This is a genomic window from Streptomyces sp. ME19-01-6 (assembly GCF_033793745.1).
Lineage (GTDB): Bacteria > Actinomycetota > Actinomycetes > Streptomycetales > Streptomycetaceae > Streptomyces.
Window position 1 is genome coordinate 216,903 of sequence record NZ_JARAXF010000003.1, and the last position, 24,705, is coordinate 241,607.

The window sequence follows — 24,705 nt, forward strand, 5'->3', positions numbered from 1 at the left end:
CCGGCAGGCGCGGGCTCGGGTGGACCCGTCACCGCGGTCTGGTGATGACGGGCATGCCGAGGTCGGTGGGACCACCGCGGCCGGTGCTGCGGCTGCGTTCCAGACTGCGGTCGAGGGCGACGAGTTTCTCCTTGGCCTTGGTGAGGCTGACTTGGAGTCCTTGGACTTCGCCGAGCCAGCCGTTCGTCCGCGCTTCTGTGATGCGCTCGGAGAGGTTGCGGATGATCTCAATCAGCCGGGGCCGCTGCCCGGGAGAAACCCGCAGCATCGGGCAGCGCAGACACGAGTGCTCATGCTGACAAGGGGTTCCGTAAGGACGTGCGCAGTCGCCCAGCTCCAGCTTGCGGGTATGGCAGTGTTCCTGGAACTCGCGCCATTCATCCGTCGTGGGTTCGCGGTATTCCTCTTGGGGCCGTGTCGCTCGCCGCTGGTCGAGGAAGGCCCGGTAGGAGCGGATCAGGTCCTCCTGGAAGACGGCCAGGTACGCCTCCGTGGTGCTCGTACTGGTATGGCCGAGCAAACGGGCGGCGATATGGACGGGTAGTCCGCCGGCGACGGCCTCGGTCGCGAAGATTCTGCGGAAGTCGCGCGGCGTGAAGTGCAGGGGCTCGCCCGTCTGGTCGGTGCTGACGTCGCGTTTCCAGCCGATCCGGCGCTGGAAGAGGTGCGGCAGCGGTTGACCAGCGGGCTGTGCCCGGCCCCGATCCAGAACTCATAGAAGCTGCGGACGACGGCGTTGCTGTGCCGGATCGTCCGGGGCTGGTGCTGATCTCCGGGGTTCCGTTTGCGGGTGATCGAGTTGACCGCCGAGGTGGCCCTGTCCCACTCGACCTGAACAACGCGCAGCCACCGCCACCACCGCAGCAACGCGTACGCGTAACTGCGTACAGATCCGGGCCGGTTCTGGACGACAAAGTCCCGAAGGTAACCCCAGAACGGGCTCTACCGGCACACCCTCCGGATCGACCACGAGCCAGGGCACCACGCCGTCCGACGGCACGACCTTGTCCCACCGCGGCAGACGGATCGAACCGAGATCCCGTTCCACCTCATCCAACGACCTCACGCAGCTCTCCTTCTCTTTGCTGCTTGAGATCTACCGGTCAGCCCCTGCCCCGCCAATGCCTCGGAGTGTCGTTCAGTAGTCCGGTCAACAGAGACACCGCCCGTCACCAGGTCAACCACGCCCAGGTCGAACACGGGCGGCAGGCCCGCGAGGGCCCGCGACCGCCATCTCGGCGACGACGCACCATCGTGCACGAGAACGTCGCCCGGGTCCGGGCGACCCTGGACTGGATCGAGACCGCGGGTGGACACCTGCAAGGTGGACGCCGACGGCGAACTGGCCCGCCCTGCTGCAAGGTGAGTAGGCGATGCCCCGCGCTTCCGAGTGCAGATCACCCGCCGCCCAGCGGCACGCCGACACCGTCCGGTTCGTGCTCTTCGAAGCACGCCCGGCCGGTCTGACCTTCCCCCAGCTGCTCAGGTCCAGCGAACTGTCGCCCCACCAGACCCGCTCGGGCCTGGCCTGCCTGCGGGACATCATCACCGAACGCAGCTGGCCGCCGCTGATCTGGACCAGGGCGGACGGCTACAAGTTCTGCGCCGACCCCACGAACTCCAGGCATACGAGGTCGCGGTCATCCGCGGAAAGCTCACCGAGATCCGCCGGTTCATCACCGGGACCGTCGCCCCGCACGCCCTCATCCAGCCCAAGGGACAGTGGATCAAGCACCTCAACACCCAGCTCAACTCGGTCGAGTCCACGCTCGACGTCATCGCCGACTTCACCGACGCCTGATCGGCGGGCCCGGCCGCGAAGCGGCCGGGCCCGCCCCGTCTTTAAGGGAGGGCGTTGGCGCGCAGGCGCTGCTACCCCCTCCGACACCTGGGATGACGAATGGGCCCTGATCGAACCACTGCTGCCGACACCGGTCTGCGAGACCCCGACCGGCGGGCGGCCGGAGAAGCACCCCCGCCGGGACATCGTCGACGCCATCCGCTACGTCGTCGACACGGGATGCAAGTGGCGGGCCTTGCCCAAGGACTTCCCGCCCTGGCGCACGTGTTATGGGTTCATGGCCCGCTGGGCAGCGGCCGGCGTCATCGGGCAGTTTCGTGACCAGCTCCGCAAACGCATCCGCCGCGAGATGGGCAAGGCGCCCGGAGCGGTCGCCACCGTCATCGACTCCCAGTCGGTCAAGGCCGCCGAGACCGTCGGCAAGGGTTCCCGCGGCTATGACGCCGGCAAGAGGATCAACGGCCGCAAGCGGCACCTGGTCGTGGACACCAAGGGTCTGCCGCTGTTCGTCATGGTCACCCCGGCCGACATGACCGACCGCAACGCGGCCAAGGAAGTGCTGTTCCGGCTGCGGCTGATGCACCCCGAGATCACCATCGTCTGGGCCGACTCCGCCTATGCCGGACAGCTCGTGACCTGGGCAAAGACTTACCTGAACCTGCACGCGCGGGACTACGAACGGCTCATCCGGCACTCGGAATCGCTCAGCACCTGGGCCGCGATCACGCTCATGACCAGGAGAATCACCCGCCGAAACTCCCGCAGGAGTGGACAGCCGGCCTCCCGCGAGGCTCAGCGCGACTGATCGTCTCGGCACTGACGGTCAGCAGTCCCCCCAAGAAGTCACCAGGCCTGTAATCCGGCCCGATCGAAGCGAGTGATGCGCGAGAGGCCCTGTACCGCGTGGCGACGGGTCGCGGTCAGAATCGCCCAAGACCTGCCTCGACCTGATCCTGAATCACCCCCGGCTGGGGGTGCACGGTGACTGGCCGCTCAAGGGCAAGCCGGCGGTCCTGACGTTGAGCCGGGGCGGCGGCTACGGGCCCGGCACCCCGAAGGAGGGCTGGGACCACGCCACGCCCTACCTGCGCAGGATCCTCGCCGACGTCTTCGGCCTCGACCTGCACGTCGCCGAGGCGGAGCTGACCCACGCGTTCTGGAACCCGGAGATGGCGTCGCTGCGAGGGCTGGCCGAAGAGTCGATGAAAACGGGGCACGAGCAGGCTGCCGAGCACGGGCTGCGGGTCGCCCGGCTGATCAGGGCCTGACCGCCCCGGGGCCTGTCTCGTAGATCACCGCGAGCTGCGCGCCCCCCGCGCGGCACCTCCCGCTTACGGGGGACTGGCTGCGCTGGCGCCGTCGCGCAGAGGATCCCGGGCGAGCGTCCCTCCGCCGCCTTGCGATTCATCCACGCGGACGGCGGCTCGCCACCACACTGATCTGCGAGACAGACCACTGGCCGTATGAGGGCTCGACGTTGGTGACGCTCTCGCGGAGGCGTGCTGCTGGCGGCTTTCTGGCGGCAGCACTATGCGGCCGATGGTAGTTGTAGTGGATGTTCCACACTGCGATCGCGGCTGACCGGGCGTCCTCGCTGGTGAACTCGCGGGCGTAGAGGACTTCCTCAGCCATGATGCGCTGGTAGCGCTCCACCTTCCCGTTGTGCCGAGGTCTGTATGGCTTGGTTCTCTGATGCCGGGTGCCTTGCCCGACGATGCGGGCGAAGTCGCCGGAGCGGTAGCAAGCGCCATTGTCGGTGACGACCCGGTGGATGTGGTTGATGCCGTGGGCGGCGAACCAGACCTTCGCCCGGGCGAGGGATCCGGCCGACCTTCTTCACATCCAGGTGCACCATGTGTCCGGGCCAGCTGACAGTCCGGTGGTCGAGCGGGCTGACCTGGTTCATCGGCTGTCCGGGTTGCCGGCCAGGGAACAGCCAGGCCCGGCTGCGGCTGCTTGTCCGGGCGAGGCCAGGCTGTTCGGCCGAGAGCAATCTCAGCGCCGACCACGGTTCGTTTGATCCCCGGGGCCGTCGTTACCGGGTCAGGCCCAGCGCCTTGAGCACGCCGTCGCTGAGGGCCACGTCGTTGTCCGGCCCGGCCTCGGCGTGGCCGGCCTCGACCCCGTAGTAGCCCTGGGTGGTGTTCACCAGTACATACCTCCCATCGTCCATGCGCTCCAGCAGCAGGACGTACTCGTGCCGGGCGGCGAGTTCGGGCCCGGCGGGCAGAGCGGCGCCCGGGCTGGGGTACGACGCGTCGATCGTACGGCCGGGGGGCTTGCCCTTACCCGTCGCGACCACGCTCACCGTGGCGGTGGTCTCGCCGTCGGCCTCGCGTGTGGCGTCGAGGCGCCCGCGGACGATCACATCGGCGGACCGCTCCAAATCCCCGGTGGTCGCGTAGTACGGCTCGTCGGCGGCGGGGGGCCGGGCCGGGCTGCCGGAGCCACCGCCCTGCGAGCCGAACACGGTGGCGAGGGTGACGACGGCGGCGACGGCGGCCACGGCCCCGCCCAGCACCAGCCCTCGGCGGCGCGACGGCCGCCCGGACGGCTCGGCCGACTCCCCCGGAACCACCGCAGGGACCGGATTGGCGTGCTGCATCAAGGACTTCACACGGATCACGCTGACTCCAGAGGCGAGGGGGCCGGGGCCCGGTAGAGGTCACGAAACGCCTTGCGCGCGCGGTGCAGCCGCACCCACACCGCCGGTGCGCCGCACCCCAGGACCGCGCCGGCCTCGGCCGCGCTCAGCCCGTCCCAGTAGCTCAGCGTCAGCACCTCGCGATGGTGGGCGGGCAGGCGGTCGAGCGTGTCCAGCACCGCCGAGTCCTGGCCGGTGGCCGCCGTACGGCCCAGCTCCTCGGTGATGCGCCGGTGAAGCTCGCTCAGGCGGGCCTCGGCGCGGTAGTGGTTGCCTACGAGATTGCGCGCGGTGACGAACAGCCAGCCGACCGTGATCTCGCCCCCGTCCTTGAGGGTGTGCTCCCACGCGATGCGGAACACCTCCGCCGCAAGCTCCTCGGACGCGCCACGGTCGCCCACCCTCCGGTACACGAAGGCGACGACGCGCGGGTGCTCGCGCGCGTACACCTTGGTGAACCACGCCGAGCGCCCACGCTCGCCCCCCGTTTGAATCGTCTTCACGCCCCCTATATGTCTCGCGCCGGCGGCATCCTTACAGGGCCGCACCGAGAACGCGCCGGAGCCCCACGAACTCGAACTCCCCGAACACCGCCACCGCCACCGCTCCTACGACCATGAACACCCTCCCCAGCGCGGTGAGCTCCACCACGTCCGTGCAGGCGAGCAGCACGAGCCCCACGCACGACAGCGAGTTGACCACGACCACAGCCGCTGCCAGCCGCGCCGGGATCCGCGGATACCCGGCGATCAGCGCGAGCACGGCGGCCCCGCCCAGCATGGCGATCCCGAACGCGACCGACCAGTTCACCGGCAGCCCCAGCAGGCCGTCGAACCACTTCGCGCAGGCGAGCATGACGACGCCGAAGGCGGCGGTGGACCAGCTGTCGACGCGCAGGGCGGTGCGCAGCAGGTCCGGCGCCGCGGTCCTGGACGGGGTCATGGACTGGGTCATGGCCTGAGTGCTCATACGGGTCCCCTCAGTACGTGGGCCGGGGCCTGGCCCGGCCCCTGGTCTGCGCAAACGGTGGCACTCCCCGGTCATGGACTCAATGACCTCCGAGGTCATGGCCGCGATGACCCACCGGCGGCTACGCTCCCGGCCATGGATGTCGATCAGCCGTCCCGCGTGGGTGCCCTGCTCCGGGAGTGGCGCCGACGCCGCAGGCTCAGCCAGCTCGAACTCGCCCTCCTCGCGGACACCTCCGCCCGCCACCTCTCGTGCGTGGAAACCGGCCGTTCCCGCCCCAGCCGAACGATGGTGCTGCGCCTGGCCACCGCCCTGGACGTCCCCCTGCGCGAGCGCAACACGCTCCTGCTGGCCGCCGACTACGCCCCGGCGTACCGGGAGAGCAGCCTCGACGACGAGGACATGGCGTCCGTGCGCGCCGCGCTCGACATGATGCTGACCTCCCACGAGCCGTATCCGGCCGTCGTGGTCGACCGGCTCTGGAACGTGCTGACCGGCAACCGCGCCATGTCCGTCCTCACGGACGGCATCCCGCCCCGCCTGCTGACCCCGCACCCGAACGTCTACCGGCTGACGCTGCACCCCGACGGCCTCGCCCCCCGCCTGGCCAACCTCGACGAGGTCCGCACCCTCTTCCTCGACCGGCTACGCCGCCAGGCCGACGCCACCGGCGACACGGAGCTGCGGGCTCTGTACGAGGAGGTACGCGGCTACCCCACTCTCGGGGAGGAGGTCGCTCCCGACGCCGACGCCGAAACCCCTGCGGCGCGGCCGAGCCCCATCCAGGTGCCGCTGCGGGTGCGCACGCCGATGGGCGAGCTGTCGATGTTCGGCACGATGGCCACGTTCGGGGCTCCGGCGGATGTGACGCTGTCGGAGCTGGCGATCGAGCTGTTCTATCCGCTCGACGAGTTCACGGCGAAGGCCCTGCGCGCGCTGGGGTCCGCCCTCAGCCCGTAAGGCGATCGAAGTCCCGGCCTTCGCGGCGGCGACGGAGGCGGCCCATATCGCGCGGGTCGTCGCGGCGGTGACGCGAAGTCGTCGAAGTCACCCGCCTTGATGGCAGCTATGAAGGCTGCCAACCTCGCACGGGTCGTCACCGCGACCACGTCCGGGGCGTCACTCTCCCGTAGAAGAATCAGCCTGTCGGCGCCGACAGCCACCTCGACACAGTTGCCGTTGCCTCCCCCGCTGTACGAAGACTTGCGCCACGCGAGCTGAGACATCCTTCTCCCCTACAACCTGTACATCAAGTGCTGAATAAGGCCCAGCGAGTCGCGGGACTCGTGGGACTCCGGCGTGGCCTTTGGATCGACAGGAGCCAGCGCCGACTCAGACAGCCGTCCAAACATTTTGGCGTACTCATCGATGTGGCCACCATCCCGGAGGAACGTGGAGTTCAGCGGATTCTCGAGGATCACTGTTTCCAGCCCCCGCACACCCCTGCCGAAGAGACCGAAAGAACTACTGAAGGCTGAGTACGGGCCCGCCTCGAACGGGAAAACCTGCCTGCGCAGTGGCTGCTCGACACCCGTCACACTCTGCAAAATCTTGGGCCGGGCCATAGCCCCGCTGCGGGACGCGGCAGCCGTACAATCCACCCGCTGGGCGCTGTGGCGCGCCCTCAACCAGATGCTGCCCACCCACATCGCCTCCGGCGGCCGCACGAAATGGAACCGCACCCGCTGCGGACTCCCCAAGTCCCACACCCTCGACGCCCTCAACGTCGGCAAACTCGACACAGTCACCGAAACCATCACCCCCATACTGGTCGCCGGATGCTCAGGGCGCGGCCAGCACCAGCGCACCAGCCCCGACCGCCACGGCTTCCCCCGCCGCACCAGCCCCCGCATCAAGACCGTGCACGGCTACACCACCGGCGACCTCGTGACCGCTTCCGTACCCAAGGGCAAATACACCGGCACCCACACCGGCCGCGTCATGATCCGCACCACCGGCAGGTTCGACATCCGCACTCCTCACGGCCTCGCCGCAGGAATCCGACACACCAACATCCGCCTCCTCCAGCGAGGCGACGGATACACCTACACTCACCAACCGGAACCCACCTGTGCGTGAATCCGCGTCAGAGCAATCCGAAGATGCGATTTCTCCCAGGCGCAAACGCATGAGGTTCCTCGCAAGATCACGCTGACGTCGGAGTGATCGGAGTTCACCGTGCGTCTATCCCGCCTGCTTACCGCCTGCGCCGCCGCCCTGATCGGCCTCTCCCCCACAGCGGTCGGCTCCGCCTCGGCGGCGCCGTCCCCGGCCGCCGCGCCCGAGCGGGTGACCGGGACGGTCAGCCTGTGGTCGGCCGACTACAAGGGCGGCGGGAATTACGTCGACTGCCCGAGGATGGACCACCCCATCGACATCGCGCTCGTCCTGGACACTCCGCCCCTGGAGCGGCAGTACATCGATCGCTGCAACGACTCGCTGCGCGTCGAGTGGTTCGTCACCTACGGGTATGCGAGTCCGGCCCAGAACTCCAATATGGCCGCCGCCAGGGAGAACCAGGTCAACGTCCATGTCCACGGAGTCCTGTACTCAGGAGACTCCGAGCAGACGATGAGCAAAAAGGGCGAGATCGACAGGGACTTCTCCATTGCGCCCGGCCGCCCGCTGCAGCAGACGGTCGAGATTCTCAACCAATCGGAAGCCAGCCCCAACGACGCCAGAATGACCGACAAAGCCTGGGCCCAGTTCGACCTCAACGACGAAAATCCGCTCGTCCCGCCCCAGGATTCCCCGCTCTCCCCACTGAAGCTGGACAAGCTGCCCGGCTTGGGCAAGTTGCCCGGCTTGGACAAGCTGGGCAATGGGGGCGGGCTGTTGGACAAGGTGGGCGGCCTGGGCGGAAAGCCCCTCTCCATCCCCTGACGGCCGAGCCCCGGGCAATCAGTGGCCGTCGGTCAGTCGGCCCGCAATCCCGTCCCGCAGCTTCACCGCGCGCACGTCGTCGTAGTCGGCCAGGAGGCGTAGGGCGTCGGTCCAATGGCGCCCGGCCTCCGCCTCGTCTTCGGCGAACAGCGACATCGCGAGGCCGTTCAGGGCCAGGGCATGGTGCCAGGAGTCGCCCAGTTCCTGGTGGACCGCGGCGGCACTGCGGTAAAGATCGGCGGCTTCGCCGGTGCGCTCAAGGCGCTGGTATGTTCTGCCCGCGCCGCACCATGCGAGCGCCTCGCGGCTGCGGTCGCCCAAGCGGCGGTGAATTGTGGCGGATCGCTGGTAGGAGATCAGGGCCTCGGCACACTGCCCGAGCTCTTGCTGGACATCGCCCACATAGAGCAGCCAGTAGCCCTCCATCACGTGGTCGCGCAGCTCCAAGGCGATATCCAGGGCTTCGTGCGCCACCCGGTCGGCTTCGGTCAGCTCACCGCGCTCCAGATAGATCGCACTGCGAATGCGGAGGACATTGCCCACGCTGCCCTTGCTGGCCATACGCTCATACACCACAAGGGCTTGCTCAAGATTGCTTTCCGCTTCCGTCAAGCGGCCGGCCTCGAAGTGCACTGTGGCGAGATTGGCGCGGGTGACCGCCTCCCAGTGCGCGGCACCGAGTTCGTGGAAGATGGCCATGGCTCGAACGAACTGCTCTTCAGCGTCGCGTAACCGTCGCGTACGCAGGGCGAGCAGTCCCAGAGCGTTCAGCGCGGATGCCTCACCCCGCGTGTCGCCGAGTTCGCGTCGGATTGCCAACGCCTCGCGATGCGAGTTCAGGGCCTCCGGAAGGTCGTTGAGTCGCCGGTAGGCGAATCCGAGGCTCTCCAGTATCCCAGCTTCGCCGACTCGGTCGCCAAGACGGCGTACCGCACGCAGGCCGATCTCCCCGGTGACAAGCCAGTCGGTGACGGCGGCCGAGGGCGCCTGAGCGCTCCAGAAGACCGCGGACAGTTGCCAGGCGTGGCGATCGAGCCCGGCCTTCTCGGCAGCGCGCGTCGCGGCGACGAGATTCGTCTGCTCCCGCTCGGACCAGTCGACGGCCTGGTCGTAGTCGGCAAAGGACAGGGGAACGACCTTCTCGTCCGCCGGATCCAGCGGGACGTGTTCGCGGGCAGGGGTGATCCGACTCTGCGCGGCATCGGCCGTGTGCAGATACCAGTCGAGGACGCGCCACAAGGCCGCGGCGCGGCTGTCGGCCGTCTCCTCCAAGCGGCTCTGCTCAGTCGCGTAAGCTCGCAGAAGATCGTGGAACTCGAACCGATCAGGTGCGGTCTGCTCCAGCAGATGCCCCCCGACGAGCACATCCAGCAACTGCCGCGCCTGCCGCACGCTGATACCGGCCAGAGCGGAGACCGCTCCCAGACCGAAGCCGGGCCCCGGGTGCAGACCGAGCAGTCTGAAGAGGCGGGCCGCGGCCGGGGACAACGCCCGGTACGACCAGGCGAACACCGAGCGCACCGCGTCGGCGTCCTGCTCGTCCCCCGTGCTCAAAGCCGCCCACAGCGCGGACTCGTCGCGCAGGTCGGCGATCAGTTCGTCCAGCCGCATATGGGGGTGGCTCGCGGCACGCTCCGCCGCGATACGCAAGGCCAAGGGCAGTCGTGCACAGAGTCGGGCGAGCTCGGCCAGCTTCTCCGCGTCGTCCTCAGGCCGATAGCCGGACGTCACGGCGCGCAGAAGAGCGACCGCCTCCGGCTCAGGGAGTGTGCCGAGGGTGATGCGGTGTGCACCGTCCCGCACTGCAAGTCCGGACAGACGGTCCCGGCTGGTGACGATCACCAGGCAACCCGCGTGGCCGGGGAGCAGCGGCCGCACTTGGGCAACGGTGGCGGCGTTGTCCAGGACGATCAGCACCCTGCGGTCGGCCGACAAGGAGCGGAACAGCGCTGCGGCGGCCTCAGTATCCGTCGGCACCGCGCCCGGCGGGACACCAAGCCCGGTGAGAAACCGGTGCAGTGCTTCCTGCCCGGTGACCGGCTCGCCCGGATCGTAGCCCCGTAGGTTGACGTAGAGCTGGCCGTCGGGAAAGTCGGCCTTCACTTGATGGGCCCAGCGCAGGGCCAGAGAAGTTTTCCCCGCTCCGGCAGTACCGGCGATCACACATATGGCGACGACGACGGAGTCGCCCTCACCACCGGTCAAGATCGCGTCGAGACGGTGCAACTCCTCCGTGCGATTGACGAAGCCCCTGACGTCACCGGGCAGCTGCCGCGGGACGACCCGAGCGTCTTCCGCCGCCCGGGTGTTGTGGAAGTGCACTCCTCCGGAGATGGCTCCCGCTTGCACGACATCGCGAGAGGATCCCGACAGTTCATTGTCCGTGTCTCCCCGACGCCCCTCATCCGCGTCGTCTCTGTTGATCGCCTACACCGCTTTCGGTTGCGGCGGCGGAAGGTGCGCCACGCGGCGTTCGAAGTAGGACAGCAGATCTTCGCCGGCTTCGTACAGCTCCTTGATGAAGCTCTCCCAGCGCTTGGTCAGCTCGGCGTCCGTGAAGCGGATGGCCCCATCCAGGACGCCGGCCTCGGTGTAGACGACCTGGTACAGGATCTGGCCGCCGACCACGACGACTTCGGGCAGCAGGCCGGGGGTCTCCAGGGTGCCCAGGGCGGCGGGCGTGACGACGCGGACCTTCTTACCGGACTCCGACTGCACCCGCAGCGCGTGCAATTCCCACTGCATGTAAGGCGTCAGCGGCTCTTCCACCACTCGAACGCGGTGGAAAGCGGTACCACGCTCCCGGTCGCGCTGAGCCGTCTTGAGCAGCGCTTCCCGCTCCTCGTCGAGGAGCCTCAAGGCTTCCCCCCAATGACCTCGGCAAAACGCTTCCCAGCTGTCGTCCGGTTCTTCGAATTGCTGCTGCCGCTCGAACTTCCAGGAGTGACGCTCTCGGAGCTCCGCGCGACGCTGCCGGTATTCGCTCCGATAGGCCTCGAGGGGCAGTCGTTCCCCTTCGGCTACGGGGAGTTCGAGGGCGCTCCGGTCAGGCATCTGTGATGTCCGGCTTCGCCGAGCGGAGCATACTTCCCGGAATAATCACCAGGCGCTCGTCCGAGGCGATAGTGACATCCGCGGGCAGACGTGCGGCGTAGGCCTCGGTGAGGTCCCGTCCGACGATGGCGATGTCACCGTTGCCGAGTTCCCAGATGTCCGGGCAGCCGTCTTCGTCCTTGGTCGTGCCCAACTCCTTGGCCGATTTACCCAAACGCCGCACGAATAACGCGGACGGATCGGCTTCCCACGGACGGGCCATGTTGTCTCCCCCTATGCGTTCTTCTCAACCGCTACCGAGCGTATGGATGCTGCTTACCTACCGCAAGGAACGCGTCGGCCAACATGGCTGAGGAGCGCCCGCTCGGTCTACGGCAGCCTTCCCAAGGGAGTGCACAGCCCGGCCCCACTGAGAGCAAGAACCGCCAGGGCGCCCAGGGCGATGCGGGGCATGGGGTAAGTCCTTTCGCGGGGCGGGGGAGCATCGGTTCGTCGTCGTCCCTGCCCACCGGTGTGCGCGGGGGATACCGGGCGCGCGGAAAGATCACCCCACTGGACGATGCTTGATTGCACTCGGGCGCCGCTCCGCCGTCACGCCATCGCCGAGACCCACCCGGGCAGCGGCTCCCGCCGTCCCAGCCAGGCGGACGGGACGGCCGATACCCCCGTGCCCGCTCCTACGACGCCGCCCACGATCGCGCAGGTCGTGTCGACGTCGCCGAGGCCCTCCGCCGTGGCCCACAGGGCGGCGATCAGGTCGTCCTGGTGGCGGGCGGCGCACCAGAGGGCGAAGGGGACCGTGTCGTCGGCTCGGATGCGGCGGCCGCTGCCGAGGAGGTCGGCAGCCTGGCGCGGGGTGGTGGTGGGGGGCAGGGCGATGGCGTGGATCAGGCCGTCGCGGACCGGGCCCGGCGGGGTGCGGTCGGCGACCTGGGCCAGGAGGTCCGGGGTCGGGGCCGTGGGGTTCGGGAACTCCGCGGTGAGGGCCGCCGCTACGGCGACCGCGACCGCGCCGGCTATGCCCTGCGGGTGGGCGTGGGTGACCTCCGCCGAACGGAGGGCCTGTTCGGCGGCGCGGTCCAGGTCCGCGCTGAACCACGCGCCCAGCGGCGCGACCCGCATCGCCGCGCCGTTGCCGAGGCTGCCCTCGCCGCCGAACAGGGCGCGGGTGGCGGACGGCCAGGAGGTGGGGGCGGCGGAGAGCGACGGCAGGAGTTCGTGCATGCCGCTGCCGTAGCCGCGGCCGGGGTCGGACAGGAAGGTGTCGGCCAGGACTTGGGCCAGCCGGGGCTGGTCGATCTTCCCGTGGTCGTTCAGCACCCTCAGTACGCCGAGCGCCATCGCCGTGTCGTCCGTCCAGGGCCACGGCGACTCCTCCGGGACCGCCCGCGCCCGGATCTCGTCGTACGCCCGCCGCCGGTCACGGAAGAGCGGGAACCAGCGCTCGCCGAAGGCGTCGCCGAGGGCGAGGGCCTCGATGCTGCGGCGGGCGGCCGACGGGTTCGGGGTCGGAGTCGGGGGCGCGGTCATGGTGGGCATCGTGCCAGTGGGGGGAGGTCCGCGCACGGCGGTTTTCCACGCACCGCGTTTCCGCGCCGCGGTGTTGGCTCTTACGCGCGTCCGCGTGTGAAGTGGGCCCCGACCGTGATCGCGGTCTGCCCCTTCATCATGCCGAGCCGGTTCCAGGTGAGCCCGAAGTCGGCCGGGTCGACGGACAGTTCGGCGGTCAGGGTGACCCCGTCCGCGGTGGCGCCCGGCGCGGTGGCGGTGAAGGCCAGCGGGCGGGTGGTACCGCGGACCGGCAGAGCTGCGGCTGAGCCCAGGCTGACACGCTCATGACACAGCGGTCACGATGGCCGGTGCCGTCATTCGGCGATGGCGGCATTGAGGAAAGGGTTATGCGGCCGGAATCCGGTGGGCCAGTTGGTCACCGAGAGAGCTACGGCGGTACAGGACCTGCCGTCCATGGCGCGCCCGGGTGACCAGGCCCGTGGCGTACAGCACGCGAAGGTGCTGGGACACGGCGCTGGGGGTGACGCTGAGGCGGCGGGCGACCTCCGCCGTTGCCAGCGGCTCTTCGAGGATGCGAAGCAGTGTGGCTCTGGGCGCGCCGAGCAGAGAGGCGAGAGCCGTCGCATCAGGGGTCGACGGCGGGGCCCAGAGCGTCGCTACCGCACGGCTGGGGTATGCCAGCACCGGCGGATCGTCCGGGTTGATGGGGGGTGCTGGCTTATGTGCGAACACGGACGGTATCAGCAGTAGCCCTCGGCCGGAGGCCGTGGTGCGGTGCTCGCTGAGCACCTTGTCGATGTACAGCACGCCGTCACGCCATCGCAGGTTCGCGTGCATGTCGGTAAAGAGCAGGCGTGCGCCTCCTTTGGCCAGTTGCCGCGCGCGGTAGGTCATGTCGGCTTCCAGCGTGAGTCGTATCTGCGGCCACATCGGTTTGATGGCGAGCTCCCAGTACTGACCCAAGAGTTCGCAGATGGTGTCGCAGAGTCTGACGACCCTCGTGTCGGTGGCAGTGGCGTCGCGCAGAGCTTCGGGGAGCGGGCCCGGCGCGTGTGTGGCCAGCAGGTCGCGGCGAATCAGATCGGGGGAGGCCTGGCGGGCGATGGCCAGTTCGTCTTCGAAGGCCGGTGCGAAGCGCGTGGGGCGCGGGGTCAGGAAGTCGGGAAGTATGTGGCGCTTTCCGACCAGGGACACCAGCAGTTCAGTGTCGAGCGTGCGGAGTCCGGGGAGCACGGACCTGTGCCACGGCAGATGCAAGGCGGACAGGCCCGGATCACGTAGCACCCGCAGGCTGAGCACGGTCTCCTGCAAGGGTGAGACGGCAAACCGGGTGTCGGCGAGGTCCTCGACACCGAGCACGAAGCTGATCATTAAGCTGGACGCTACATCGTTTGCCCAGCGCCACAGCGCTGCCGTGGACTTCACCGCATGACACACGAAGTCCAGGGGCAGCACATGGCGATCGCCACGGGCGCGGCACGTGGCATCGATGCCGTGACGACCGATGATCGACCGACCCTTCCGCCCGGCATGCGGGCCCAGCTCGATTCGTCCTCGTACATGGGCGTGCCGACGTTCGGCCTGCGGCCCCACCTGACCGAACCGGAGCAACTCGACGAGTGGAAGCCTGACGTCGCCGTGATCGGCGCGCCATGGGACGACAACACGACCAACCGCCCTGGCGCTCGTTTCGGCCCCCGGGCGCTGCGCGCCAACGCCTACGATGCGGGCAGTTACCACCTCGATCTTCAGATCGAGATCTTCGACCACCTTGAAGTCGTCGACTACGGTGACGCGATCGTTTCACCCGGTATGTGGGATCTATCGCGTGATGCCATCTACCGTCGGGTATCCGATGTAGTGAGCCGCGGCATCATCCCCGTGGTGATCGGGGGTGACCACTCGGTGACGTGGCCGAGTGGGATGGCGGTCGGCGCGCATTACGGCCACGGTCGGATCGGGATGATCCATTTTGACGCGCACGCTGACACGGCTGACATTCTGCGCGGCAACCTCGCCAGTCACGGAACACCGATGAGGCGGCTGATCGAGTCGGGAGCGATCGCCGGAAGAGACTTTATCCAGGTCGGGCTTCGGGGTTACTGGCCACCGGCCGACGTACAGGAGTGGATGCGTGAGCAGGGAATGCGCCATCACACGATGCAGGAGATCTGGGAGCGCGGCATCAAGGATGTGATGGACGATGTCATCGCCGAAGCGATCGACGGCACGGATGGTGTCTACCTCTCGATTGACATCGACGTGCTGGACCCGGGGTTCGCCCCAGGGACGGGAACACCCGAGCCTGGTGGCCTCGCGCCGATCGACCTGCTCAGAGCCGTTCGCCGGATCGCTCTGGAGACCAACGTGGTCGCGGTCGACGTCACCGAGGTCTGCCCCCCGTACGACCACGCCGACCTGACGGTCAACAACGCCCATCGGCTGATCTGGGAGACACTCGCCGGCCTGGCCTACAAGCGTGCCCGACGAACTGAGTAACCCCAGGAGCGACGACGCCCTGTCGATCATTCCGACCGATCTCCAGTGGCACCCTGACCGGGAGGCGGCCGAGCGGCCTGCCGCGCTCGGCCGCGAGTTCCGCTGTCGACGCCAGCAGGAAGAGGCGGCGGGACCTGTTGTTGCTTGGCGAGTTCGGTGTCGACCTCGACATTGATGGTGCCAAGAAGTTCACGTTCTCGCTGTGGGCCGGGGACACGTGCGCGAGGAGTTGCGCCGCCAGATGGTCGCGGCGTCCATCTGGAAGGCGGAGCTGACCCGGCTCGGCTCAGGCGAGTTCGCCCGGGTGTTCGCGCGCGCCTTCGTCAACCCGCAGGTGTACGCGGACGTCGGACTCGACCCGCGCGCGGCGGTCGAGCAGGTGCGCGCGAGCGCCCATCGGCGTGAGGTGATGCGTACGGGCGCGAAGCGGCTGACCGACTTCCTCGACGACATCGGCGTGCCGCGGGGCACCGGGCGGCGGTTGTGGCAGAGCTCGGGCCTGCTGGCGTAATCGCACGCAGGGCCGGTTACGCTGCCAGGCATGACGACAGGCAGCGGCACCGCCCCGGCGCACCCGGCGGCAGCGAACCGTGCCGCGGCCGCGGGGGCCGCGGCACCCGCCACGCCGACACCCGCCATACCGGCGGCCAACCCCGCGGCTGCGGCGCGGCCCGCCACGCGGCCCGCGCGCCGCGGCGCCTATCGCCGGCTCAGTGTGGAGGAGCGGCGCGCCCAGCTGATCGCCGCCGCGCTCGGGCTGTTCGCCCATCGCGCGCCCGAGGACGTGTCGCTGGACGATGTGGCCACCGCCGCCGGGGCCTCCCGGCCGCTCGTCTACCGCTACTTCCCCGGCGGCAAGCAGCAGTTGCACGAGGCGGCGCTGCGCAGCGCCGCCGACGAGCTGGAACTGTGCTTCGCCGAGCCCCGGAGCGGCCCGCTCACGGTACGGCTGCGCCGGGGGCTCGACCGCTATCTCGCCTTCGTGGACGAGCGCGACGCCGGGTTCAGCGCGCTGCTGCAGGGCGGCAGCGTCGCCGACACCTCGCGGACCAACGCGATCGTCGACGAGGTGCGGCGGGCCGCCGCCGACCAGATCCTGCTCCATCTGGAGGTGGCGGAACCCGGCCCGCGGCTGCGGATGATGGTGCGCACCTGGATCACCGCGGTCGAGGCCGCCTCGCTGATGTGGCTGGACGACGGCAAACAGCCGCCGATGGCACAGTTGCGCGACTGGCTCGTCGACCACTTCGTCGCGCTGATGGCCGCCACGAGCGCGAGCGACCCGCAGACGGCGCGGGTGCTGCGCGCGGCACTCGCGCTGGAACCGGCGGAGGGGCAGGCCGGGGCGCTGGCCCGGCGCGTGCTGCCGGTGCTCGGCGACGCCTCTCACCTGCTGTGAGACTGGGCCGGTGAGAAGCGAGGAGACGCCCTTCGCGGGCGGGCCGCTGGACGGCCGGGTGCTGCCGGTGCTGGTCGGGCTGACCGGGCAGCCGCCGAAGACATACGAGGTGCCGGTCCCCGACGAGGGCGGCGGACCGCCGACGGTGTACGTCTACCGCCGGGTGCCGGCCGCCACATCGCGGCGGCTGGGGCTGGTTCGCGGGTGGCGGTATGAGTACGACCCGGAGGGCAAGCCGCACGACGGGCTGAAATGGCCCTGGTCAAAGCCCGGCTGACGGTACGACAGCAGGCGTGCGGCACACACGACGGCGCGAACTCGGCAACGCCCGCCGACACAGTCGCTCGTACGCACATGCGACAGAACGGGCGGGCGGACCACCGCCGGACGGGTGACCGCATTGACCCGACTCGCCGACAATTCTCCTAATATACGACTGGTCATGTCACGATCGCCCCGAGGTCGATTTGTCGAGCCCGGAGGTGAGACCGTGTCAGGACGCATCGTGGGGTCGGTCTGCGCGGTGGCGCTGACCGCGGCCACCGCGCTGGCCGCGCCCGTCCCGTCGGCGCCTGCCGCCGCCGCACCCGCCGCACCCGCCGATCAGTCGGTCGCCGAGCTGCTGACGCAGCTCAAGACGCTGTACCGCAAGGCCGAGGAGGCGACCGAGGCGTACAACGCCACCGAGGACAAGCTGCACAAGCAGCGCGCCAAAACGCGGGCGCTGGCCGCCGCCCTCGCCCGCACCCGTGCCCACCTCGCGATCAGCCACGACGAGGCGGGGCGGCTGGCCCGCGAGCAGTACCAGGGCCGCACCCAGCTCTCCTCGTACTCCTTCCTGATGGCGCTGCTGTCCCCCAGCCCGGACCAGGTCGCCGAGCAGACACGCGAGCTCGGCCGGGCCGCCGACCGCCAGGCGATCCTGGTCGAGCGGCTGACCAGAGGGGAGGCACATGCGGAAAGGCTCGCCGAGCGGGGCCGGGCCGCGCTCAAGAAACAGCTGTCCCTCGCGACCAAGCGGAAGAAACAGCGGGACAAGGTCGAGAAACGCCTCACCACCATCGAGCGGACCCTGGCCTCGCTGACCCTCGGCCAGCTGCGGGCGCTGGAGGAGCGGGAGCGCCAGGACACCGAGAGGGCACAGGACGAACTGCTCGCCTCCGGGGCCCTCGACCCGTCGGCGGGCGACACCGCGATCGACTCGGGGGGCTTCGACACCGGCGGCGATACCGGCGGCGACATCGGCCACGGCACCGACCATGACATCGACCGCGACACCGGCAGTCACTTCAGCAGCCACGCCCGCGGCAAGGACCCCACCCCCGAGGCCGAAGACACCCCGCCGGGCACCCCAGCCGACACTCCGCCCGACACCCCGCCCGACACCCCGCCCGACACCGCCCCGGACCCCGAGGACACCGGTGCCACCCCGGAGCCGGAGGAGGCCGAGGACCCGCCTCCGAAGGCCAAGAAGCCCGCCCGCCGGACCGCGCCCGGCCACCGCCGTGCGCCCCGCCGCCCCTTCGCCTCCGCGGCGGCCGGGCACCGGGCGCTGCGGTATGCGCTGAACCAGATCGGCAAGCCGTACGTCTGGGGCGCGGAGGGGCCGGGCTCCTTCGACTGTTCGGGGCTGACCTCCCAGGCGTGGGCGCACGCCGGGCGGACCATCCCGCGCACCAGCCAGGAGCAGTGGCGCCGACTGCCGCGCGTGAAGCTCAACGAACTGCGCCCCGGCGATCTCGTGGTCTATTTCAAGGGCGCGTCCCATGTGGCGATCTACGCGGGCGACGGCATGGTGGTGCAGGCCCCGCGCCCGGGCAGCCGGGTCAAGCTGTCCCCGCTCGCCTCCAATCCGCTGCGCGGCGCCGTACGCCCGACGGCGGGCGGCGGGACCAAGGGCTGACTCAGCCCACCTGCTCGGCGGCCTCGGTGGCCACATCGACCGTATCGGCCGCATCACCCGAACCAGCCGAACCGGCTAAGTCGGCCAACTCGGCCGAATCGGCCGTATCCGTTCCTGTGTCCTCTCCTGTGTCCTCTCCTGTGTCCTCCGCGGATCCGACTGCCTCCGCCTCCTCCAGATACGCCGCGGTCTTGTCCGGCTCGTAGAAGAAGTTCTCGAAGTCGGCAGGGTCGTCGAAGCCGTTGGCCAAGCGGTGGGCGACCGCGGGCAGTTGGCCCGCCGCGCCCAGGAGGCGAACGATGTGCGCGGGCGGCGGGGCCAGCATCGCGTTCGTCCACTTGGTCACATGCCGCGCCGTCGCCCAGAACCGCGCGAACGTCCGCCGCATCCAGGTCTCATCGAAGGGCCGGTCACCGTGCTCGACGATGCTCGCCAGATACGATGCGGCGCATTTGGCCGCGGAGTTGGACCCCTGACCGGTGAGCGGGTCGTTGGTGACCACGACATCGGCCACCCCCAGGACGAGCCCGCCGTCCGGCAGCCGGCCGACGGGGTCGCGGACGGTCGGGGTGTAGCGCCCGGACAGCGTGCCGCCCGCGTCCGTCAGCTCGACCCGGGTGGCCCGCCCGTACTCCCAGGGCGTGAACCACTCCATGAGTTCAAGGGTCAGGGCGAGATGCTCGGAAGGGTCGGTGACGCCCTCGAAGACATCGGCGGGGCCGCCGGGGATGGCCTCCCAGAACAGGATGTCGGCCCGCCCGGAGGTGGTGAGGGCGGGCATGACGTACAGCTCCCCCACGTCGGGCACCAGATTGCAGCGCACCGCTTCGAGTTCGGGGTGTTCCAGCCGGGGGGCGAGACCGTGGACATAGGCGACGGCGAGGGCGCGCTGCGGGGAGGTGTACGGGGAGCGGGCGGCGTCCCGGCCGAAGAGGGAGCCCAGTTCGCCCTTGCCCGCCGCGACCAGCACCAGGTCGTAGCGCTCCGCGAAGAACTCCAGGTCGGAGACGGCCGCGCCGTGGATGACCAGCCGGCCGCCGCGCCGTTCGAAGGCGTCCATCCAGCCGGCCATCTTCAGTCGCTGGTCGACGGACTGCGCGTAGCCGTCCAGTTCGCCCACCCAGTCGACCAGGCGCGGATGCCCCAGCGGGGTGACGGGACCGGCCACCGAGACGCCCAGGCCCTGGATGCGCGGGGCCTGCTCCTCCCAGAAGTTGATCTCCTGGTCGCGCTCGTGCTGCAGCGCGGTGCGGAACATGCACTGGGTGGACATCACACGGCCGACGCGGATCTCATCGGGCGTGCGGTTGGACATCAAGGTGACCTCGTACCCCTGGGCCTGCAATCCCAGGGCGAGCTGGAGGCCGGACTGGCCGGCCCCGACGATGAGCATCCTGCGCATGGCCGGGCCGGTTCACTCGGGCGAGATGTCCACGGCGAACCTCACCAGCGCGAGCAGCGCGTCGGCCACCGAGACGCGGTTGCGGGCGTCCACGATCACCACGGGCACCTTCGCCGGGACGGAGAGCGCGTCCCGCACGTCCTCCGGCTCGTACAGCGGCGTCCCCTGGAAATGGTTGACCGCGATGACGTACGGCAGCCCACAGCTGTCGAAGTAGTCCAGCGCCGGGAAGCTGTCCTCCAGCCGCCGCGTGTCGACCATCACCACCGCGCCGATCGCGCCGCGCATCAGGTCGTCCCACATGAACCAGAACCGCTGCTGGCCCGGCGTGCCGAACAGATACAGGACCAGGTCGGAGTCGAGCGTGATCCGGCCGAAGTCCATCGCGACCGTCGTGGTCAGCTTCTCCGGGGTCGCGGCGAGGTCGTCCACGGCCTCGCTGGCCCGCGTCATCAGCGCCTCGGTCTGCAGCGGGGTGATTTCCGAGACCGAGCCGACGAATGTCGTCTTGCCGACGCCGAAACCCCCCGCGACGACGATCTTGGTGGCGATGGGTGCCCGCGAACGGTCCTCCTGCCACCCCTGGAGCCCCTCGTCGGCCCCCGGTATCTCCGGCACCCGCACTGGTGCCGCCGTTATCGTCTCAGAGTCTGCGAAGTCCACTGAGCACCCTTTCGAGCAACGCGCGTTCCGGCTGGCCGGGGCTCCGCCCGGTGCCGTACACGCGGATCTTTCCCTGGTCCGCGAGGTCGCTGAGCAGCACGCGCACCACACCGAGCGGAATCTTGAGCAGCGCGGAGACCTCCGCGACCGAACGCATCCGACGGCAGAGGTCGATGATGGCCCGGATTTCCGGCACCATCCGGGAGGCCGGCCCGCTGAGCGCGGGCTCGACCGCCCCGTCCGGTGTCTCCAGCGTGGCCACGAAGGTCTCGACCAGCAGCACATGGCCGGAGCGGGTCCGGCCGCCGGTGAGCGAGTACGGGCGTACGCGGGCGGCCTTGTGGGACGCTGACGTCACTGTGCGGACTCCAGGGACCGGCGCAGCTCGGTACGGAGTTCAGGGGTGAGCACATGCCCGGCCCGGCCGACGAACAGCGCCATGTGGTACGCGACCACGGTCATGTCGCAGTCCGGCGTGGCGTGCACGCCCAGCAGCGAGCCGTCGCTGATCGACATGACGAACAGACTGCCCTGGTCCATAGCGACCATCGTCTGCTTGACGAGCCCGCCGTCCATCAGCTTGGCCGCGCCCAGCGTGAGGCTGCCGAGGCCGGAGACGATGGTGGCCAGGTCGGCGCTCGACCCCTTCGGACCGTCCTGGGCCGTCGGATCGGCGGCCGCCGCGGTGTGCCGCGCGTCCGAGGACAGCAGCATCAGCCCGTCGGAGGAGACGACGGCGACCGAGCGGACGCCGGGTACCTCCTCGACCAGGTTCGACAGCAGCCAATGCAGATTACGGGCCTCGGAACTCAGCCCATAGGTACTCGTGGGCGCATTCACCTGCGTGCCTCCTCAACCGTGCCACCCTCGTCCTGCGCCCCCGATTGTCCCCGCTGCCGCTCCCCCGCCGGGTCGCGACCCGCGAACTCGGCCTCGGCGTCGCGACGCCCCTTCCGGGCGCCCTTCTGGAAACCGCCGAGCCTGCGCCGCAGTTCCTCGGCGTTGACCGCGCCCGTGCGCTCCAGGGGGTCGGTCTCCGGCAGGGCCACGTTCTTCGGGGTGCGCTTGGGAAGTCCCTTGTCGGTGCGGCGGCGTTCGCGCACCTCTGCTTTTTCCGGGGCTCGCTGCCCGGGCACCCCGGACGACGCGGTCTGCGACCCACCCGGGGCCGGCCGCCCGTCGGAGGCGGTGGACAACTGCTCGTCCGCGGCTGCCGCGTCGGCCCCGGGCCGGGTGTGCTCGGCGGGCTCGGCCAGATACGACCCGGTCACCGATCGGGTGGCGTCCGCGGGCGCGGCCGGTGCCGGGCCCTCGGCCGGTCCCCAGGCGTCGGCTCCGACCGGGCGTATGCCGTGGCCGCCGATCGTCTCGCCGCCGCCCCGCTGGGCCGGCCGGCGCGGGTCGGGGGCCGACTGGTCGCGGTGCCCGGAGAGTTGGATGGTCCGCTCGGCGGCCTCCACCAGCGGGTCGGGGGCCTGCTTCGGGGCGCGCCGCGGAAGCATGGGCAGGGTGCCGCCGTCCGACGGGGCCGGGGCCGGGTGGCCGCGCGGCGGGGTCGGGTCGGGGGCCATCTCGACGCCGGGGGCGGCCGCCGCGGTGGAGTCCGCGATCCGGGGCCGCCGCTCCGGGGCCTGGTCGCCGGCCGCCGAACCGACCGGCGATCCGGACGCCGAACCGGCCGGGGTCCCCGGGGGGTTCGCCGCCGTACGGGCCGGGCCGCCGGAGCCGTTCTCCGCGCCAGGGCGCGGCAGCCCCAGGCGCCCGCCACGCCGGTGCGCGAGCGTCCGCGGCGACTCCAGGTCGGCGGCGGAGGTCCCGGAGGCGGTGGTTCCGGCGAGGGCCGGACGGGACTGTCCCGGAAGGGTGTTGGAGTTGGCCTCGGCCACCGAGCCCGGGAAGGACGGCAGCGAGGTGCCGCCGTACGAGGCTCCCACGGGCGCGGCGGGCGGCAGTCCGCCGCCGGGCGGCCCGGCGGGCAGGATCTTCGTCGGGAGGACCACCACGGCCGCGACCCCGCCCGGCTTCTGCTCGCGCAGCTGCACCCGTACGCCGTGGCGCGCGGCCAGCCGGGTCACCACGTACAGACCGAGCCCCAGCGGGTCCTCGGGCTGCGGGCCCTGGCAGTACTCCGGCACCGGGTCGGACAGCCGGTTGTTGAGCTCGACGAAGCGCTCGGGCGTCATGCCGATGCCCTCGTCCTGGACGGAGAGCATGACCTCGCCGCTCTCCAGCAGCCAGCCGGAGATCTGGACCATGGTGTCCGGCGGCGAGAACGTGGTCGCGTTCTCCAGCAGCTCGGCGATCAGGTGGCTGATGCTGTCCGCCGCGTACCCGGCGACCTGGGCGTGCTGCGGCAGGGCCTGGATCTGCACCCGGTCGTACCGCTCGACCTCGCTGATCGAGGCGCGCAGCACATCCAGCAGCGGCACCGGCCCCGGGTGCGCGGCCTTGTTCTCGGAGCCCGCGATGACCAGCAGGTTCTCGCCGTAGCGGCGCATCCCGGTGGCCAGGTGGTCCAGCTGGAAGAGGGTCTGCAGGCGGTCCGGGTCCTGCTCGCGCTCCTCCATGTCCTCGATGATGGTCAACTGGCGCTCGATCAGGCCGAGGGTGCGCAGCGCCAGACTGACGAAGCTGCCGTGGACGCGGGCCCGCAGACCGTCGAGGCGGGTGGCGACCTCGTCTCGCTCGCGGCGCAGCTCGGACCGCTCGTCGGCGAGCCTGCGCCGCTCGTCGACCAGGCGGGCCCGGTCTGCCTCCAGTTTCACGGCGCGCTCATGCTCGCGCACCGCCGCCTGGTGCATCTGGTTGACGGCCCGCACGGCGTCCGCGAACTCGTCGTCGCGCCCCTTGAAGGCGATCGGCTCCTCGGCCAACGGGTCGGCGGCGACCCGCCGCGCGCCGAGCCGCAGCGCCGCCAGCGGCCGGGTCATCGAGCGGGCGGCCTGGATGCTCATGCCGATGGCCAGCAGCAGACAGGCGCCGAGGATGCCGATGCCCACCTCGAGGTCGGTGACCTCGTCGTCGCGCAGCTTCTCCAGATGCTCGATCTCGGCGGTGGCCAGCGAGGACTCGACGCCGCGCATCCGGTCGATACGGGCGGACAGGCTGGACTCGACGCGCTCGCCGTTGAGGAAGAGGTCGGTGTCGGAGAGCTGGGGCTGGTCGGTGAGGCGGGCGATGTAGCGCTCGGCGGCGGTGACCTCGGTGCCGTTGACGGTGCGGGCGAAGCGGTCGCGGGCGGAGGCCGGGGCGAGCTGGTTGAAGTCGGAGAGCGCGGACTGCTCGCGTACGTTGGTGCGCTGGGCCGCCGAGGTGAGCTTGGGCTGGCTGCCGCCCGCGGAGAGCGCGCCGAGCAGCAGCCCGCGGGTGGCGGAGGCCTCCTCCGTGGCGCGGCCGAGGGGGGCCAGCGCGGCCGCGGAGCCGTCGTCGGCGCCGGCCGGGAGCTTGCGGGCCAGGGTGTCGGCGAGGCCGCCCAGCGCCTGGACGGTCTCGGTGTAGCTCTCGTACACATCCAGCGCCGAGCCGTCTCCGGTCAGCGCCTGCTGCCGGACCTTGGGCAGCGCGTCCAGTAGCCGCCGCACCTCGGCCGGGGTGCCCGGACCCACCTCTTTGACCTGCCGGTCCACCCGGGCCCGCTGGCTCTCGGAGACACCGGCGCCGGAGGCGGAGTTACGTCCGGCCGCGACGTACTCGATCATGGCGTCGCGCTCGTCGGCGAGGGCGTGGGCGAGGGTCACCGCGCCGCGGTTGGTCTCGGCGAGGTCGACGAGCTTCTGGGCGTCGGTGGTGTCGTCCAGCGCGCTCAGGACGGCCGGGGCCCCGGCCCCGAGAACGGCGAGGGAGACGACGGCGACGGACACGGCCAGCCGATTACGGACCCGTGCGGTGCTGCGCTGCGGCAACGCCTCCTGCCGGCGTGGCTCGCCGCCCTGCTCGTGGTTGCTGCCCCGAAGCCGCTTCTTCCGCACCGGTGCTC

The 24,705-nt window shown here is 70.3% G+C and carries 25 protein-coding genes and 4 pseudogenes; 11 read left to right on the top strand and 18 right to left on the bottom strand.

The window, feature by feature from the left end:
* Window positions 1-28: 28 nt before the first annotated feature.
* On the bottom strand, window positions 29-709 hold the full coding sequence (locus tag PV419_RS07520; RefSeq protein ID WP_319687548.1) for a site-specific integrase: 681 nt from the start codon (window positions 707-709) through the stop codon (window positions 29-31).
* Window positions 710-1,373: 664 nt separating this feature from the next.
* Between PV419_RS07520 and PV419_RS07525 the strand changes: the two are divergent.
* From PV419_RS07525 to PV419_RS07535, 3 genes and pseudogenes are all read left to right on the top strand, one after another.
* Window positions 1,374-1,801, top strand: a pseudogene (locus PV419_RS07525) (RacP protein).
* A 76-nt stretch (window positions 1,802-1,877) separates the two neighbouring features.
* A pseudogene (locus tag PV419_RS07530) lies at window positions 1,878-2,714 on the top strand (IS5 family transposase); the annotation flags it as partial.
* A gap of 61 nt (window positions 2,715-2,775) precedes the next feature.
* Window positions 2,776-3,069 (top strand): hypothetical protein, encoded by a 294-nt coding sequence (locus PV419_RS07535; protein ID WP_319686950.1) that lies wholly within the window; start codon window positions 2,776-2,778, stop codon window positions 3,067-3,069.
* 136 nt (window positions 3,070-3,205) lie between these two features.
* Here PV419_RS07535 and PV419_RS07540 read toward each other — a convergent pair.
* The 4 genes and pseudogenes from PV419_RS07540 to PV419_RS07555 all read right to left on the bottom strand — a co-directional run.
* Window positions 3,206-3,625: pseudogene (locus PV419_RS07540) on the bottom strand (integrase core domain-containing protein); the annotation flags it as partial.
* Window positions 3,626-3,836: 211 nt separating this feature from the next.
* Window positions 3,837-4,427, bottom strand: coding sequence for a hypothetical protein (locus tag PV419_RS07545; RefSeq protein WP_319686951.1), 591 nt, complete (start codon window positions 4,425-4,427; stop codon window positions 3,837-3,839).
* Window positions 4,424-4,948 carry an RNA polymerase sigma factor gene (locus PV419_RS07550; protein ID WP_319686952.1) on the bottom strand — a complete coding sequence of 175 codons (525 nt, stop codon included), beginning with the start codon at window positions 4,946-4,948 and terminating at the stop codon, window positions 4,424-4,426. Before PV419_RS07550 ends, PV419_RS07545 begins: the two co-directional genes overlap by 4 nt.
* Before the next feature lie 31 nt (window positions 4,949-4,979).
* Window positions 4,980-5,414 carry a hypothetical protein gene (locus PV419_RS07555; RefSeq protein ID WP_319686953.1) on the bottom strand — a complete coding sequence of 145 codons (435 nt, stop codon included), beginning with the start codon at window positions 5,412-5,414 and terminating at the stop codon, window positions 4,980-4,982.
* 135 nt (window positions 5,415-5,549) lie between these two features.
* On the opposite strand from PV419_RS07555, the gene PV419_RS07560 reads away from it, so the two are divergent.
* Window positions 5,550-6,374, top strand: a complete 825-nt coding sequence (locus PV419_RS07560; RefSeq protein WP_319686954.1) for a helix-turn-helix transcriptional regulator — start codon at window positions 5,550-5,552, stop codon at window positions 6,372-6,374.
* On the opposite strand, the gene PV419_RS07565 is transcribed toward PV419_RS07560, so the two are convergent.
* Both PV419_RS07565 and PV419_RS07570 read right to left on the bottom strand, forming a co-directional pair.
* Window positions 6,311-6,640, bottom strand: coding sequence for a DUF397 domain-containing protein (locus PV419_RS07565; protein WP_319686955.1), 330 nt, complete (start codon window positions 6,638-6,640; stop codon window positions 6,311-6,313). The genes PV419_RS07560 and PV419_RS07565 overlap by 64 nt on opposite strands.
* Window positions 6,641-6,649: 9 nt before the next feature.
* A complete protein-coding gene (locus tag PV419_RS07570) occupies window positions 6,650-7,063 on the bottom strand; it encodes a Scr1 family TA system antitoxin-like transcriptional regulator (RefSeq protein ID WP_319686957.1) in 414 nt (137 codons plus the stop codon).
* Between PV419_RS07570 and PV419_RS07575 the strand changes: the two genes are divergently transcribed.
* Together PV419_RS07575 and PV419_RS07580 are read left to right on the top strand one after the other, a co-directional pair.
* A complete protein-coding gene (locus PV419_RS07575) occupies window positions 6,966-7,493 on the top strand; it encodes a hypothetical protein (RefSeq protein WP_319687583.1) in 528 nt (175 codons plus the stop codon). The genes PV419_RS07570 and PV419_RS07575 overlap by 98 nt on opposite strands.
* A gap of 99 nt (window positions 7,494-7,592) precedes the next feature.
* Window positions 7,593-8,297 (top strand): hypothetical protein, encoded by a 705-nt coding sequence (locus tag PV419_RS07580; protein ID WP_319686958.1) that lies wholly within the window; start codon window positions 7,593-7,595, stop codon window positions 8,295-8,297.
* An 18-nt stretch (window positions 8,298-8,315) separates the two neighbouring features.
* Here the strand turns inward: PV419_RS07580 and PV419_RS07585 are convergent, their stop codons facing one another.
* From PV419_RS07585 to PV419_RS07610, 6 genes are all read right to left on the bottom strand, one after another.
* Complete coding sequence (locus PV419_RS07585) at window positions 8,316-10,619, bottom strand: ATP-binding protein (RefSeq protein ID WP_415925270.1); 2,304 nt, start codon at window positions 10,617-10,619, stop codon at window positions 8,316-8,318.
* Between the two features lie 105 nt (window positions 10,620-10,724).
* On the bottom strand, window positions 10,725-11,351 hold the full coding sequence (locus PV419_RS07590; protein WP_415925251.1) for a DUF6879 family protein: 627 nt from the start codon (window positions 11,349-11,351) through the stop codon (window positions 10,725-10,727).
* A complete protein-coding gene (locus tag PV419_RS07600) occupies window positions 11,344-11,613 on the bottom strand; it encodes a hypothetical protein (protein WP_319686962.1) in 270 nt (89 codons plus the stop codon). The genes PV419_RS07590 and PV419_RS07600 overlap by 8 nt, the downstream gene beginning before the upstream one ends.
* 329 nt (window positions 11,614-11,942) lie before the next feature.
* Window positions 11,943-12,881 (bottom strand): ADP-ribosylglycohydrolase family protein, encoded by a 939-nt coding sequence (locus PV419_RS07605; protein WP_415925252.1) that lies wholly within the window; start codon window positions 12,879-12,881, stop codon window positions 11,943-11,945.
* A gap of 80 nt (window positions 12,882-12,961) precedes the next feature.
* Window positions 12,962-13,195 carry a YceI family protein gene (locus PV419_RS53205; protein WP_415925271.1) on the bottom strand — a complete coding sequence of 78 codons (234 nt, stop codon included), beginning with the start codon at window positions 13,193-13,195 and terminating at the stop codon, window positions 12,962-12,964.
* Between the two features lie 52 nt (window positions 13,196-13,247).
* The gene (locus PV419_RS07610; RefSeq protein ID WP_319686964.1) at window positions 13,248-14,234 is read right to left on the bottom strand and encodes an ArsR/SmtB family transcription factor; all 987 of its coding nucleotides are present in this window, start codon (window positions 14,232-14,234) and stop codon (window positions 13,248-13,250) included.
* Between the two features lie 84 nt (window positions 14,235-14,318).
* On the opposite strand from PV419_RS07610, the gene speB reads away from it, so the two are divergent.
* The 5 genes and pseudogenes from speB (at window position 14,319) to PV419_RS07635 (ending at window position 18,664) form a co-directional block, all read left to right on the top strand.
* Window positions 14,319-15,362 carry an agmatinase gene (speB, locus tag PV419_RS07615; protein ID WP_319686965.1) on the top strand — a complete coding sequence of 348 codons (1,044 nt, stop codon included), beginning with the start codon at window positions 14,319-14,321 and terminating at the stop codon, window positions 15,360-15,362.
* A 217-nt stretch (window positions 15,363-15,579) separates the two neighbouring features.
* Window positions 15,580-15,873, top strand: a pseudogene (locus PV419_RS07620) (diiron oxygenase); the annotation flags it as partial.
* A 30-nt stretch (window positions 15,874-15,903) separates the two neighbouring features.
* The gene (locus tag PV419_RS07625) at window positions 15,904-16,761 is read left to right on the top strand and encodes a helix-turn-helix domain-containing protein (RefSeq protein ID WP_319686966.1); all 858 of its coding nucleotides are present in this window, start codon (window positions 15,904-15,906) and stop codon (window positions 16,759-16,761) included.
* Between the two features lie 10 nt (window positions 16,762-16,771).
* Complete coding sequence (locus tag PV419_RS07630; RefSeq protein ID WP_319686967.1) at window positions 16,772-17,038, top strand: hypothetical protein; 267 nt, start codon at window positions 16,772-16,774, stop codon at window positions 17,036-17,038.
* A gap of 213 nt (window positions 17,039-17,251) precedes the next feature.
* Entirely contained in the window at window positions 17,252-18,664 is a 1,413-nt protein-coding gene (locus PV419_RS07635) for an NlpC/P60 family protein (protein WP_319686968.1), read from the top strand.
* Between the two features lies 1 nt (window position 18,665).
* Here the strand turns inward: PV419_RS07635 and PV419_RS07640 are convergent, their stop codons facing one another.
* The 5 genes from PV419_RS07640 to PV419_RS07660 are packed head-to-tail and all read right to left on the bottom strand — an operon-like array spanning window position 18,666 to window position 24,697.
* On the bottom strand, window positions 18,666-20,066 hold the full coding sequence (locus PV419_RS07640; protein WP_319686969.1) for a styrene monooxygenase/indole monooxygenase family protein: 1,401 nt from the start codon (window positions 20,064-20,066) through the stop codon (window positions 18,666-18,668).
* Window positions 20,067-20,078: 12 nt separating this feature from the next.
* A complete protein-coding gene (locus PV419_RS07645; protein WP_415925253.1) occupies window positions 20,079-20,729 on the bottom strand; it encodes a GTP-binding protein in 651 nt (216 codons plus the stop codon).
* The gene (locus PV419_RS07650) at window positions 20,710-21,087 is read right to left on the bottom strand and encodes a DUF742 domain-containing protein (RefSeq protein ID WP_311728876.1); all 378 of its coding nucleotides are present in this window, start codon (window positions 21,085-21,087) and stop codon (window positions 20,710-20,712) included. The genes PV419_RS07645 and PV419_RS07650 overlap by 20 nt, the downstream gene beginning before the upstream one ends.
* Complete coding sequence (locus tag PV419_RS07655) at window positions 21,084-21,569, bottom strand: roadblock/LC7 domain-containing protein (RefSeq protein ID WP_319686971.1); 486 nt, start codon at window positions 21,567-21,569, stop codon at window positions 21,084-21,086. Before PV419_RS07655 ends, PV419_RS07650 begins: the two co-directional genes overlap by 4 nt.
* Entirely contained in the window at window positions 21,566-24,697 is a 3,132-nt protein-coding gene (locus tag PV419_RS07660) for a nitrate- and nitrite sensing domain-containing protein (RefSeq protein ID WP_319686972.1), read from the bottom strand. The genes PV419_RS07655 and PV419_RS07660 overlap by 4 nt, the downstream gene beginning before the upstream one ends.
* Between the last annotated feature and the right edge of the window lie 8 nt (window positions 24,698-24,705).

Coding starts and splice junctions, on each gene's coding strand:
- PV419_RS07555 (WP_319686953.1), bottom strand. CDS start 5,414: ATGAGCACTCAGGCCATGACCCAGTCCATGACCCCGTCCAGGACCGCG.
- PV419_RS07560 (WP_319686954.1), top strand. CDS start 5,550: ATGGATGTCGATCAGCCGTCCCGCGTGGGTGCCCTGCTCCGGGAGTGG.
- PV419_RS07565 (WP_319686955.1), bottom strand. CDS start 6,640: ATGTCTCAGCTCGCGTGGCGCAAGTCTTCGTACAGCGGGGGAGGCAAC.
- PV419_RS07570 (WP_319686957.1), bottom strand. CDS start 7,063: ATGTGGGTGGGCAGCATCTGGTTGAGGGCGCGCCACAGCGCCCAGCGG.
- PV419_RS07590 (WP_415925251.1), bottom strand. CDS start 11,351: ATGCCTGACCGGAGCGCCCTCGAACTCCCCGTAGCCGAAGGGGAACGA.
- PV419_RS07600 (WP_319686962.1), bottom strand. CDS start 11,613: ATGGCCCGTCCGTGGGAAGCCGATCCGTCCGCGTTATTCGTGCGGCGT.
- PV419_RS07605 (WP_415925252.1), bottom strand. CDS start 12,881: ATGACCGCGCCCCCGACTCCGACCCCGAACCCGTCGGCCGCCCGCCGC.
- PV419_RS07610 (WP_319686964.1), bottom strand. CDS start 14,234: ATGATCAGCTTCGTGCTCGGTGTCGAGGACCTCGCCGACACCCGGTTT.
- speB (WP_319686965.1), top strand. CDS start 14,319: ATGGCGATCGCCACGGGCGCGGCACGTGGCATCGATGCCGTGACGACC.
- PV419_RS07625 (WP_319686966.1), top strand. CDS start 15,904: ATGACGACAGGCAGCGGCACCGCCCCGGCGCACCCGGCGGCAGCGAAC.
- PV419_RS07640 (WP_319686969.1), bottom strand. CDS start 20,066: ATGCGCAGGATGCTCATCGTCGGGGCCGGCCAGTCCGGCCTCCAGCTC.